Consider the following 12571-nt stretch of genomic DNA (forward strand, 5'->3'; position numbering starts at 1 on the left):
AGCAATGAACGTGGTGGCAAAACCCAGGCTGGTTTTCTGGACCGACGCGGAAGAACTCGAATGTGCCTCCTTTCTTCCGGAGGCGCCGAACGTCCTGACCTTTTGTTTCCGGTCGCCGTCCGGAGCGCTGTTCAATTTTGATCCGGGACAGTTCCTCACTTTGGAACTGCCCACTCCCGGCGGTCCGGTCTACCGGACCTACACGATATCCTCATCTCCGTCGCGGCCGACCTCGCTGACCATTACCGTAAAGGCGCAGGCCGACTCTGTCGGAACGCAGTGGATGTTTGACAGCCTCCGTCCGGGCATGCGCCTGCGGGCAATTGGTCCGGGAGGCACCTTCTCGATGGCACATCAGCCAGCCGAAAAGTTTCTTTTCATATCAGCCGGCTCGGGCATCACACCGATGATGTCCATGACCACCCATCTGTATGATTCCGGGGTTGATCCGGACATCGTCTTCGTCCACTGCGCGCGCCGTCCTTCTGAGATCATCTTCCGTGAACGGCTGGAGCATATGGCATCGCGCGTAACCGGCATTGACCTGAAATGGGTGGTTGAACAGACTGATCCATACAGGCCGTGGACCGGCTACAGAGGCATGTTCAACCAGCTGATGCTCGGACTGATGGCGCAGGATTATCTTGATCGCGAGGTGTTCTGCTGCGGGCCCGAGCCCTTCATGCAAGCCGTGCGCGAGGCGCTGGCCGGTCTCGGTTTCGACATGGCGCATTACCATCAGGAAAGCTTCCGCGCGCCGCTTCCTGAGGCCGAGAAGGTCCCGGATGACTTCGTTCCCGCCGAGAACAACGAGGCCGAGATCGAATTTGTCCTGTCCGGCGTCTCGGCGAAATGCGTCGAGACGGATACGATCCTGACTGCGGCACGGGCTGCCGGTCTGGTGATCCGATCGGGTTGCAGTATGGGGATATGCGGGACATGCAAGGTTCGCAGAACCGAAGGCGATGTGCATATGGTCCACAATGGCGGCATCACCGACGAAGAGATTGCCGACGGCTATATCCTTGCTTGCTGTTCTAATCCGGTTGGCCGTGTGAAAGTCGAGATATAGCAACCATTTCGCGATCTTTGATCAAGGCGCTTCTTCGAAATCGGCAGCGCCTTGACGGTCCGCGGCCAACCGACGTCGATGATGAAGCTATTGATGAGTCACGCGCTTCACCCGCAAGGCGGTCTTGGCTCTTCCCTCGACCGGTAGCCGGATTTCGGGCAAGTTCAGTGATGCGTCTGATCCACCAACAGCGCCCAGAAAGCGAACAGCGGCCGATCCAGCGATCTCATTGCGTGTTTGATGCCTGGCGGATTGTAGAATGATCCACCGATGCGGGCGAAAACCAATCCATGTCAGCCTGCTTGAACTCGCCATGCGAAAGCACGAGGTAGGTTTCTTCCGGCGGATGATCGTGGTCGAGATACCGGACCGTGAGGAGCCATCAAGGTGACTCCGAGCCACAGATCGTTTCTGTCCTCGAGGCCGCCCGGGCTAAGGATCATCGCGTTGGCGTGACCGTCGCGGAAATTGCTGCTGGCAGGCGGGCGGGATTTGATTTCAGCCGCCATTCGAGCAGCGGCTCGATCGCCGTGAAGCGCTCAATCAAGTTGCGGAGCGTAGACGGGATCGCCTCATCCGCCAACGCCGGGCCAAGATAGGAACAGACCGGCAAACGGCTCCCGGCCCTGGTCTTTTCAGGCCCGGGAACCTCCGATTGGGCGAAGAGCTGGATGATCGATCTGCGCGATCGCAGGTCGTGTGAGAACTGGTCAAAGCCACGAACGCTGTGTCTACAAAATATTGCAGGGCCTCACTTCTGTTCATCTTTCAGCCCTTGTTGTGAGCGGACGCTATGGTCCGTTGCCGGATGTTAGATATCCTTCGCCAGTCGCAGTGCATCGTAGATCGCGGCGTGCGTGTTGCGAGCTGAAACGGCGTCGCCGATACGAAAGAGTTGGAATTGGCCCTGCGCATTCCGCACCACCGACTGCGGCTGCCCGGCGATGAGCTCATCTTGCGAAATCTCTCCGTGATTGGTCGATTTCGGTTTCAGTTCGAAATAGATGTCGTCCAGCGGAATGGTGCCGTGATTGACGACAACCTGATCCACGACGCGCTGTTTGGATATGCCGCCGTAGTCACTGCCGACATTTGCAATGAGCTGATTGCCATTCTTTTCAACTGACTCGAGCCGATAGGTAACGGTGAAGGTCACATCGAGTTTTTGAAGAGACCTCATGTAGGGCACGAGGTTCATAGCCATGACCTCGGGTGAGAATGAACGGTCCGGTGTCATAATTTCAACCTTCGCTCCGGCGCCGGCGAGGAATTCCGCGGCCTGGAGTGCCGCATGGTCACCCGCGTCGTCGAAGATGAGGACATTGGTTCCCGGCTTTACGTCTCCGGAGATGATGTCCCATGACGACACCACGAACTCGTTGCCCTTGGAAAGGACGTCGGTGTGCGCCACCCCGCCCGTTGCGACGATGACAACGTCCGGATTTTCCGCCTCGATGGTTTCGGCTTCCGCCCAGGCATTGAACCTGATGGTCACTCCATGTTTTTCGCACTGGGCCATGCGCCAATCGATGATGCTCATCATCTCCTTGCGGCGCGGGCTCAGCGCTGTCAGCCGGATCTGCCCTCCAGGGTCGCTGGCGGCCTCGAAGACCACGACCTCGTGTCCCCGCTCACCCGCCACGCGGGCGGCCTCGAGGCCAGCCGGACCTGCACCGACCACGACAATCTTCTTGCGGCTGTCGGCCTTGGCGACAATATGCGGCATGGTCAGTTCGCGGCCGGTCGCGGCGTTATGAATGCAGTATGCCGCCCCGCCCTGATAGATACGGTCAAGGCAATAGTTTGCGCCCACGCAGGGCCTGATTTCGTCTTCGCGCTTTTCGATGATCTTGCGCACGATGTGAGGGTCGGTCATGTGCGCGCGCGTCATGCCGATCATATCCACCTTACCCGACGCAATCGCGTGCCGGGCAGTCGCCACATCCGGTATTTTCGCTGCGTGGAAAGTTGGGAAGTTGGTTGCCGCACGAATCTCGCCGGCAAAATCAAGATGCGGCGCATTCGCCATTCCCTGAATTGGAATGACGTCCGTCAGGCCCGCATCGGTATCGATGTGCCCGCGGATCACGTTGAGGTAATCGATCAGTCCGCTTTCCTTGAGACGCTTGGAGATTTCCATGCCCTCGGACTTGCCAGTGCCACCGGGGAGACGTTCATCCGCAGTATATCGCACGCCCAGGATGAAGTCCTCGCCGACCCGTGACCGGATCGCCTTCAAGACGTCCATGCAGAAGCGCATACGATTATCGAGCGAACCGCCATACGGGCCGTCAAGATCGTTCGTGAGAGGAGACGTGAACTGTTCGAGCAGGTGGCCGTAAGCCTCGAGCTCGACGCCATCCATCCCGCCCGCCTTCATCCGCTCAGCGGCGTCCGCAAAGTCCTTGATGATGCGTTCGATATCCCAGTCTTCAATTTTCTTCGGAAACGCGCGGTGTGAGGCTTCACGATGATGGGACGGCGCCACAACGGGAAGCCAGTCACCTTTGTCCCAGCGTGTACGCCGTCCAAGATGGGTCAGCTGGATCATGATGGCGGCGCCCTCTTCGTGCACCGCATCGGTCATCTGCCTGATCCACGGCACGATCTCGTCCTTGTAGGCGAGCAGGTTGTTGAAAACCGGGGGGCTGTCCTTCGAGACCGCAGCGGACCCGGCTGTCATCGTCATCGCCACACCGCCCTTCGCCCTTTCAACCGTGTAGGCAAGATAGCGCTCCTTCGGCATCCCGTCCTCCGGATAAGCCGGCTCGTGGGAGGTCACGATGATGCGATTGCGCAGGGTCAAATGCTTGAGTTTGTACGGCTGCAGAAGGGGATCGCTCGACATCTGACGGACTCCGGGCTGAGATGGCAAGTGCGAACGCTATCCGAAAATGTACATGCATGTCAAGTTTCACTTCGGAGAGGTCGATAGAGTCGACATAGGTGTACATTTTGCTGGTTTTCACTTTGACATTTTGTTAGGCTGATCGCTCATGGAGCAAATTTCGAACGATAGCGGATGGCGCGGATCGCCGGAGGGGTGGCTTGAAGCCGCCTACGACCTGCTTCTTGAATCCGGCGTCGACACGGTGAGAATATCGCCACTGGCCAAGAAATTGAGCCTGTCGCGCACCAGCTTCTATTGGTTCTTCAAGGATAGAGAAGAATTGTTGGCTGCCCTCGTGACCCGTTGGCGGGACAAGAACACCGGCAACCTCGTCAAGCAGGCTGAGGCATATGCCGAGACGGTCGCCGAAGCGATGCTGAACGTTTTCGACTGCTGGCTCGACAAATCCTTGTTCGATTCCCAGTTCGAGTTCGCAGTCAGAAGCTGGGCGCTTCAATCCCCTGACATTCTGGCGGAGGTGCAGAAAGCCGACCAGACGCGTCTCGATGCGGTGAGCCAGATGTTTGTCCGCTTTGGTTACGACGAAGGCTCAGCCGATGTTCGAGCACGCACCATTTACCTCGTGCAGATCGGCTACATCTCAATGCAGACCAGCGAAGATCTCGCGGACCGCATGAAGCGCATTCCCGGGTACGTGGAGATTTTTACAGGTAAGGCCCCGCGGAAGCGCGAACTCGACCGGTTCTTCGCCAGACATGGCCATTCGGCGGGCTGAGGAAGCGTTTCGACAATGGGTGAACCCTTGAGCATCGGAATAATCGGCGGAGGTGGCTGGCTTGGACGCGCTATCGCCGAGGCCATTATTGATGCGCAAACAGTCGCCGCAGAGCACCTCACGCTCTCTCATAGAACTGGGCAACCCGACTTTCTGCTAAACGCTACATGGACCAGGGACAACCAGGAACTGGTGGATCGATCTGATGTCATCATCGTCTCGGTCCGGCCCCACGATTGGCCTGCCATCGACATTACTGCGTCCGGCAAGCTCGCCATGTCGGTTATGGCCGGGATCACTCTCGACCAACTGGCGGGACGTCTTAAAACCGACCGCGTCGTCCGCACGCTTCCGAATGCAGCGGCAGAGGTGCCGAATTCCTATACTCCCTGGATAAGCTCTCAGGGCGTCACCGCCGATGACCGCAATGTCGTTCGCCGGATTCTGGAGGCCTGTGGCGCTGCCGATGAAGTCAAAACAGAAGCAGATATCGACTATTTGACGGGCCTGACCGGATCCGGTCCAGCGTTTCCGGCGCTTTTGGCGGCGGCGATGATGGACGACGCCCTCAGCCGAGGAATGGATCCAGATATTGCCCGGCGGAGCGTCAGCGCGGTGCTTGTTGGAACCGGAAAACTCCTCGAGGCTCGTCCAGACAATCCCCAAGAGATCGTCCAGACCTTCCTCGACTACCGCGGCACCACCGCGGCAGCGATCGAGGCCATGCGCGCAGCCGGGTTTGAATCTGCCGTGGCAGACGGCCTTGCCGCGGCGCTCCAGAAATCCGTGACTATGGGACAAGCCACCTGACTGCCGAACGAGCCGGGCCTCCCTCCGACCGCTGGTAAGAACTATGTCAAAACTCTTTCCGCATCTGTTCTCGCCAGCAAAGCTGGGCAGTCGCACCCTGCGAAATCGGATCGTGTTCGGGGCTCACACCGCCAACATGGCCGAAAATGGCGTGCCGACCGAACGACACGTTGCCTACTATGCCGAGCGAGCGCTCGGTGGGGCCGGCATGATTGTTGTCGAACCGATGCCCGTCCATCAGGCCGCCGTCCTGACACGCGGCAATTTTCGACCTGGCGACGATAGCGTCATTCCTTATTTCCAACAGGTCACGCGCGCGATCAAGGACCACGGGGCGATCGCCATCCAGCAGCTCTATCACGTCGGTGCGCACGGGGATTCGGACAACTCATTTCACGCGCATTGGTCGCCCTCGGGCCTGCCGAGCTATCATGACAGCGACGGTTCCCACGCCATGTCCGAGGGTGAGATTTGGAAAACCATCGACAGCTTCGTTCAGGCGGCGCGCCGCTGCCAGGAAGCCGGTTTCGACGGCGTCGAAGTCTGGGCTGCTTATCTCGGACTGGTCGATCAGTTCTGGACGCCCTGGACAAACCGACGCGAGGACCAATGGGGAGGGTCGCTCGACAACCGCACGCGGATCTCGCGCGAAATCCTAACCCGCATCCGCGAAACATGCGGCCTCGATTTCATCATTGGACTCTCGGTCAGCGACGAACCCGACTACACAGTCGCGCTCAGTCGCCAGGAACTGGCGGAGATCATTCGGCTGCACGATGAGCAGGGGCTGATCGATTACGTGACCTGCGGCACCGGCAGCTACCTCGATTTCTACAAGATAATGCCGACGTTTCTCTATCCGGAGAAGCTTGGCACCGATCTCGCGACGACCCTCAAGGCCGCGGTCAAGAAGGCCCTCGTGGTCGCCGAAAGCCACATCAGGACGCCTGAAAACGCCGAAACCGTGCTCGGCGAGAAAGCTGCAGACCTGGTGTCGATCGTCCGGGGGCAGATCGCCGATCCGCATCTGGCACGCAAGGCCGCGGCAGACCGGCCCGAGGATGTGCGCGGATGCATATCCTGCAACCAGATGTGCTGGGGCCGTCGTTCGCGCGACTACTGGATCGGCTGCCTTATCAATCCCTCTGCGGGGCGCGAGTTTGAATGGGGTGGTGACCGGTTCACGTCCGCTGCCATCAAGAAACGGGTGCTTGTCGTCGGCGGCGGTCCCGCCGGCCTCGAGACGGCTCGGGTTGCCGCCGAGCGGGGTCACGACGTGGTGCTGGCTGAAGCCTCCAGTAGGCTGGGCGGAAACTTTCTGCTCGCCGGGCTGCAGCCGCGCCGCGGGCAAATCCTCGACCTTCTCGGGTGGTATGAACGCCAGCTTGACAAGCTGAACGTCGACGTTCGACTCAACACCTACGTCGAGGCTTCGGAAATCGCCTCTTTCCAAGCTGATACCGTCATCCTGGCCACGGGATCGGTGTCTCCCGAAACCGGATTTCAGAAGGCTCTGCCGGCAATGCCGAGCCTGCCAGGCATAGAAAAGGGCAATGTTTTCTCGATCGAGTCCGTTATGGCCCGCCATGCACGACCAGGTAAGCGCGTGCTTTTGCTCGACGAGGGCGGAGGCTGGCGCGGTTGTGGCACGGCCTGGAAACTTGCCGAGGATGGCCATCAAGTGACCATTCTCACGCCCGATCCGTTGGTCGGCAAGGAACTGCAGCGGACGGCTGCCGATTTCCCGCTGCGACGGACATTGCGCCAGCTTGGCGTCACATGGCTGTTGGATGTCAGCGTGCTGGAATGGCACGGGGACGGCGTGACCATCGTTGACCACAACACGCGTGAAGAAAGCTTCGTGCCGGGCGATTGCCTTGTACTTGCAACCACCAATGTGGCGGCGAATTGGCTGGCGAAAGAGTTGGAAAGCACGTCCCAGCCTTTCATGGAGGTCGGCGACGCCGTCGCTCCGCGCCAGGCGCCCTACGCCTTCCACGAAGGACGGAAGGTCGCCTTGCGGCTATGACACGCGGACGTTGTGCTTGCGCTTCATGAAGTCCTTGGCTGTCTCGACTGCCACGGCCGCGTCGCGGCAATAGGCGTCGGCGCCGACGGCCTTGCCGAATTCCTCGTTGAGCGGCGCGCCGCCGACCAGCACGACGTAGTCGTCGCGGATGCCCTTTTCCTTCATCGTGTCGATGACGACCTTCATGTAGGGCATGGTCGTCGTCAGCAGCGCCGACATGCCGATGATGTCAGGCTGGTGCTGTTCGATGGCGTCGAGATATTTTTCCACCGCATTGTTGATGCCGAGATCGATGACGTCGAAGCCGGCGCCCTCCATCATCATGCCGACAAGGTTCTTGCCGATGTCGTGGATGTCGCCCTTGACGGTGCCGATCACCATCTTGCCCTGCTTCGGCGCGCCGGTGGCGACAAGCAGCGGACGCAGGATGAACATGCCCGCCTTCATTGCGTTGGCCGACAACAGCACTTCCGGCACGAACAGGATGCCGTCGCGAAAATCCTCGCCGACGATGCGCATGCCCTCGACCAGTGCCTCGGTCAGCACCTTGTAAGGCGCCCAGCCGCGCTCGAGAAGGATGTTGGTGCCTTCCTCGATCTCTTCCTTCAGCCCGTCATAAAGGTCGTCGTGCATCTGCTGCACGAGTTCGTCGTCGGAAAGCTCGGAAAGGATGATCTCGTCGTCGGCCATGTTTGACGCACTCACTGATTCAATGGCTTGCGGTCCGCCGGCACCTGTTTTCTGCAACGGGTGCCGGCGGGTCATTGCCAGCCTTGGGAGCTAACTCAGGCGTCCAGCCAGACGTTCTGAAGATCCATCTCGAAAGTCTGGTGGACCGCGTAGTTCTTCACCTTCTTGTTCATGTGGCTGTACAGCTTCTGCCAGAACGGCTGAATGATGACGCCCGAATCCTGCAGGATCTGCTCGACGTCCTTCATGACCTCGCGGCGCTTCTCCACGTCGATGAGTGAGAGGGCCTGCTTGAGCTTGGCGTCGAAATCAGGATTCGAATACGCCGTTTCATTCCAGGCCTCGCCGGTGCGATAGCCGAGCGCCAACACCTGTACGCCGAGTGGGCGCATGTACCAGATGGTCATGGAATAGGGGTATTTCGTCCAGTCGTTCCAAAAGGTCGAACCCGGCAAAACCGTGCGCTTCACCTTGATCCCGGCATCGCGCAGCTGGCCGGCAATCGCGTCGCCGGTGTTCTTTTGCCAATCGTCCTCGACGGTGATCAGTTCATGCTCGAAATCGGCCTGTCCGGCCTCGGCCATCAGCTTCTTGGCGCCGGCCGCATCGCGTGTCTTCTTGGGCAGCGGAAAATATTCCGGATGGATCGAGCTGACGTGGTGGTTTTCACCTGGGGTGCCGCGCCCGGCGTAGCCAAGTTCGAGCACCGCATTGTTGTCGACGGCCATCTGCAGGGCGTTGCGCACCCGCTGGTCATCGTAAGGCTTGTGCGTGATGTTGGTGCGGGCAACGAGCGTCGTCGCTGTCGCGACCTCCGATTTCACCAGATCCATCTGGTCGAGGATGTCGATGAAGTCGGCGGGCGTCTCGAAATTGACGTCGATTTCCTCGGATTCGAAAGCATTCACCGAGGCGTTGAAGTCGGTGCCGTAGTCGATGAATTCGACACTGTCGAGCGGCGCTTCACCGCCCCACCATTTGCCATTCTCGCGACGCTTGACGACCGCGTTCTGGCCGACCGAATAAGACACAAGCTCGAAAGGCCCGGTGCCGATCGGCTTGGCGAGCGGATCGGCGCCATCGGCATCGAATTTGCGGTGGACGACGAGCGCTGGATAGTCGGTGAAGTTCGGGATCAGCGAGATATCAGGTTCGTTCAGCGTCAGCTTGACCGTGTTGTCGTCGACCTTGGCGATCGCCCCGTCCCTGGCCTTGCCGGTCTTGGCGTCGATCAGCGCACCGACGCGGGCGGCCATCGAATTGCCGGACGCATCCTTCTCGCACCAGCGCGTCAGATTGTAGACCACGTCATCGGCGTTGAAGGCATCGCCGTTGTTCCAGGTGACGCCCTTGCGCAGATGCAGCACGTATTCGGTGGCGTCGTCGTTGACGTCCCAGCTCTCGAGCAGGACCGGCTCGAAAGTGAATTCGCGGGTGTAGCGGACAAGCGGCTCGAGCCAGCAGCGCGAAATATTCGCAAGTTCCACCCAGTCGTAAGTACGCGGATCCTTCTGCGCCTTCACCGACATCGATACGCGCAGCGTTCCGCCTTTCTTGGGCTCTTGGGCCAAAGCCCGGCCCGGCACCGCAAGACCGATCATAGCATAGGCAAGGGCAGTCGATGCCCCGAACGCGCTTGCCAGCGCCAGAAACTCGCGCCGGTCCATCCGGCCTGAGCGGGCTTCTTCAGCCATCGCCTCGATAACGCTGGGGACACGATCACCGTTGTTTCTGAAGAGTGCCATTATTTCCTCCCTTATGGTTGCCTTTGGGTCTTCGCCCGTTGGATTAACTAACGCTGTCCGGCAGCTTCTCCTCGCGCAGCGCGATCAAATCTTTGAGACCATCGGCGATGCCCTCATCGAGCTTCGGCTCCTCATAATCGGCGAGCATGTTGCGCGCTTTCTCGCGGCCGCGCGTGTCGTGGTCCTTTGCCCCTTCAGCCTTCCACTGTTCGTAGGAATTGAAGTCCATGATGCTGGGCATGAAGAAGGCGGACTGGAAATGCTCGAGCGTGTGCTGGGTGCCGAGGAAATGGCCCTGCGGCCCGACCTCGCGGATCGCCGCCATCGCTTCCTTGAAATCGTCGAACGGCAGGCCGCCGGCATATTTGTACCAGCCGACAAGCTGTTCGCAGTCCGTCGCGAATTTTGAATAGCCGCAGGTCAGGCCGGCCTCGAGCCATCCGGCGGAGTGCCAGATGTAGTTGGCGCCGGCAAGGATGGCGGCATGCATCAGCATGTTCGCCTCGTAGCCTGCCTGGGCGTCGTTGAGTTTCGACCCGACATGGAAGCCCGACGTGCGCCATGGCAGCCGGTATCTCCGCGCCAGTGCTCCCATCAAATACATCATCTGGGCGGCCTCGGGCGTGCCACCCATCGGCGCGCCGGTCTTCATGTCGACCGTAACCATGAATTGTCCGTAGATCTGCGGTGAACCCGGACGCAGCAGCTGCGTGAAGGCAACGCCCGCCAGCGCTTCGGCATTGACCTGCGCCACCGCTCCCACCGCCGAGGCCGAAGTCGAGGCGCCGCACAGCGCGAACGGCGCCAGGATCAACGGCTGGTTGTGACGCGCATAGACCTTCATCGCGTCCAGCATGGTGGCGTCCCATACCAGCGGCGAGTTGCAATTGGTGATCGCGACCAACACCGGGTTGTCCCGGACAAAATCCTCGCCGAACACGATGCCCGCCATCGCCATCGTGTCTTCGGCGCGTTCCTTTGATGTCACGATGCCCATGAACGGCTTGTCGGAGTGCTTCAGCGCCGAATGAATGATGTGGAGATGACGCTTCGGCACCGCAATTTCCATCGGCTCGCAGATGATCGAGCTCGACGAATGCAGCGCCGGCGCCATGTAAGCGAGCTTGTGAAAATTCTGAAGGTCGGCGAGCGTGCCATAGCGCCTGACATTGTCGAGGTCGCGCACGTAAGGCGCGCCGTACATCGGCACGAAGATGGAATTCTTGCCGCCGACGCGGACCGAGCGCTCAGGGTTGCGGGCATTGAGCGTGAACTCCGGCGGGACTTTCGAGACCAACTCCATCAAGAGCGCGCGGTCAATGCGGACGCGCGTCTCAGAGACATCGGCTCCGGCGGCCTGCCACAGTGCTATGGCCTCGTCGTCGCGGAACTCGCAGCCAACCTCTTCGAGGATCGACAGCGACTCCTGGTGGATCAGCTCGACAGCCTCGTCCGGGACCATTTGGTATGCGGGTATGTTGCGAACCAGCGTCGGAAACGACGCCATCGGAGTTCCCCGCAGCGCCTTGCGGCCCAGGCGGCCGCCACCTCGGCGGTTGGCATGTTCGGTGACTTCGGCGGCCGGTGCGTTCATGGCAACTCTATCCTCCCAGAGCCAGTCAACTTAGCGAGACAAAATACAGCTGTGACGCTGGAAAATCCTGATCTCTTGTATAAGTTCAGCTTATGCGAAGCCTGCGCCACCTGCTGCCGTCCGCCGGCAGCCTGATCGTTTTCGAAGCCGCCGGCCGGCTGTCGAGTTTTACCGCCGCTGGGCGGGAGCTCGGCATGACGCAGGCTGCCGTGTCCTATGCGATCCGCGGCCTTGAAGAGCAGCTCGGCGCGAAACTCTTCCAGCGTCGCCATCGACAAGTCAGCCTGACCGAAGCCGGTGACCGCTTTCATGCCGACGTCTCGCTTGGCCTGTCGCACATCCGCAAGTCGGCGGAGGATTTGCGCCTACAGGCGACCGGCGGCCATGTGACGCTTGCCGCGTCGACGGCCTTCGGCTCCTTCTGGATGATGCCGCGCCTGCAGCAGTTCCGCGACGAATTGCCGGGCATCGACCTGCGCATCCAGACCGCCGACCGCGATCTCGACATCATCGCCGAGGGCATCCCGCTCGCTGTGCGCGGTGGCGAGCCCCGGGAATGGTCGGATTATCATTCACTTCCACTGGCCGACGAGGAGATATTCCCCGTCGCCGGCGTGAGCTATGTGGCACGGTTCGGGCTGCCGGAAACCGTCGAGGATCTGCCATCACACCGGCTCATCCATCTCGAAGAGCCGTTTCGCGAAGCCGCGAGCTGGGACGAGTGGTTCCAGTCGGCCGGGGTCGCCATCACCGATGCCGGGCGCGGATTGCGCATCAACGACTATGCGCTGGTGATCCAGGCGGTCATGGAAGGGCAAGGCATTGCGCTCGGCTGGGGCCACCTCGCCGAGCGCCTGCTGGCGTCAGGACTGCTGGTGCGTGCGACCGGCCACACAATGACGACCGGCAAGGGCTTTCATGTCATCTGGTCGAGAAACCGCGACCTCAGCGACAATGCTCGCAAGGTGCGGGACTGGCTGGCGGCGCAGGCGTGAGGCTCCCATT

Annotated in this window: 9 protein-coding genes and 1 pseudogene; 5 read left to right on the forward strand and 5 right to left on the reverse strand. The window is 60.3% G+C overall.

Features of this window, described 5'->3' with window-relative positions; genetic code table 11:
- The first annotated feature begins 4 nt into the window (after nt 1-4).
- Nucleotides 5-1072 carry an FAD-binding oxidoreductase gene (locus AC0L15_RS25145; protein ID WP_287250704.1) on the forward strand — a complete coding sequence of 356 codons (1068 nt, stop codon included), beginning with the start codon at nt 5-7 and terminating at the stop codon, nt 1070-1072.
- A 164-nt stretch (nt 1073-1236) separates the two neighbouring features.
- Here AC0L15_RS25145 and AC0L15_RS25150 read toward each other — a convergent pair.
- Nucleotides 1237-1837, reverse strand: a pseudogene (locus AC0L15_RS25150) (dimethylsulfoniopropionate lyase).
- Between the two features lie 46 nt (nt 1838-1883).
- On the reverse strand, nt 1884-3920 hold the full coding sequence (locus tag AC0L15_RS25155) for an oxidoreductase (RefSeq protein WP_473497467.1): 2037 nt from the start codon (nt 3918-3920) through the stop codon (nt 1884-1886).
- 148 nt (nt 3921-4068) lie between these two features.
- Between AC0L15_RS25155 and AC0L15_RS25160 the strand changes: the two genes are divergently transcribed.
- From AC0L15_RS25160 to AC0L15_RS25170, 3 genes are read left to right on the forward strand one after another with little or no spacing between them, the layout of a single operon-like run.
- A complete protein-coding gene (locus AC0L15_RS25160; RefSeq protein WP_287250706.1) occupies nt 4069-4698 on the forward strand; it encodes a TetR/AcrR family transcriptional regulator in 630 nt (209 codons plus the stop codon).
- Nucleotides 4699-4713: 15 nt separating this feature from the next.
- A complete protein-coding gene (locus tag AC0L15_RS25165) occupies nt 4714-5508 on the forward strand; it encodes a pyrroline-5-carboxylate reductase family protein (RefSeq protein WP_287250707.1) in 795 nt (264 codons plus the stop codon).
- A 43-nt stretch (nt 5509-5551) separates the two neighbouring features.
- Nucleotides 5552-7537: an oxidoreductase gene (locus AC0L15_RS25170; RefSeq protein ID WP_287250709.1), complete on the forward strand. Its 1986-nt coding sequence runs from the start codon at nt 5552-5554 to the stop codon at nt 7535-7537.
- On the opposite strand, the gene AC0L15_RS25175 is transcribed toward AC0L15_RS25170, so the two are convergent.
- From AC0L15_RS25175 to AC0L15_RS25185, 3 genes are all read right to left on the reverse strand, one after another.
- Nucleotides 7532-8227, reverse strand: coding sequence for a corrinoid protein (locus AC0L15_RS25175; protein WP_023802321.1), 696 nt, complete (start codon nt 8225-8227; stop codon nt 7532-7534). The genes AC0L15_RS25170 and AC0L15_RS25175 overlap by 6 nt on opposite strands.
- Before the next feature lie 95 nt (nt 8228-8322).
- On the reverse strand, nt 8323-9972 hold the full coding sequence (locus AC0L15_RS25180; protein WP_287249709.1) for an ABC transporter substrate-binding protein: 1650 nt from the start codon (nt 9970-9972) through the stop codon (nt 8323-8325).
- Nucleotides 9973-10015: 43 nt separating this feature from the next.
- The gene (locus AC0L15_RS25185) at nt 10016-11566 is read right to left on the reverse strand and encodes a trimethylamine methyltransferase family protein (RefSeq protein ID WP_287249710.1); all 1551 of its coding nucleotides are present in this window, start codon (nt 11564-11566) and stop codon (nt 10016-10018) included.
- Between the two features lie 92 nt (nt 11567-11658).
- Between AC0L15_RS25185 and AC0L15_RS25190 the strand changes: the two genes are divergently transcribed.
- A complete protein-coding gene (locus AC0L15_RS25190; protein WP_128247843.1) occupies nt 11659-12561 on the forward strand; it encodes a LysR substrate-binding domain-containing protein in 903 nt (300 codons plus the stop codon).
- Nucleotides 12562-12571 lie beyond the last annotated feature (10 nt).

The organism is Mesorhizobium sp. WSM4846 (assembly GCF_055811415.1).

What these genes read in the sequence shown, in the direction of transcription:
- AC0L15_RS25165 (WP_287250707.1), top strand. Translation starts at nt 4,714, where the DNA reads ATGGGTGAACCCTTGAGCATCGGAATAATCGGCGGAGGTGGCTGGCTT.
- AC0L15_RS25170 (WP_287250709.1), top strand. Translation starts at nt 5,552, where the DNA reads ATGTCAAAACTCTTTCCGCATCTGTTCTCGCCAGCAAAGCTGGGCAGT.
- AC0L15_RS25185 (WP_287249710.1), bottom strand. Translation starts at nt 11,566, where the DNA reads ATGAACGCACCGGCCGCCGAAGTCACCGAACATGCCAACCGCCGAGGT.
- AC0L15_RS25160 (WP_287250706.1), top strand. Translation starts at nt 4,069, where the DNA reads ATGGAGCAAATTTCGAACGATAGCGGATGGCGCGGATCGCCGGAGGGG.
- AC0L15_RS25175 (WP_023802321.1), bottom strand. Translation starts at nt 8,227, where the DNA reads ATGGCCGACGACGAGATCATCCTTTCCGAGCTTTCCGACGACGAACTC.
- AC0L15_RS25190 (WP_128247843.1), top strand. Translation starts at nt 11,659, where the DNA reads ATGCGAAGCCTGCGCCACCTGCTGCCGTCCGCCGGCAGCCTGATCGTT.
- AC0L15_RS25145 (WP_287250704.1), top strand. Translation starts at nt 5, where the DNA reads ATGAACGTGGTGGCAAAACCCAGGCTGGTTTTCTGGACCGACGCGGAA.
- AC0L15_RS25155 (WP_473497467.1), bottom strand. Translation starts at nt 3,920, where the DNA reads ATGTCGAGCGATCCCCTTCTGCAGCCGTACAAACTCAAGCATTTGACC.
- AC0L15_RS25180 (WP_287249709.1), bottom strand. Translation starts at nt 9,972, where the DNA reads ATGGCACTCTTCAGAAACAACGGTGATCGTGTCCCCAGCGTTATCGAG.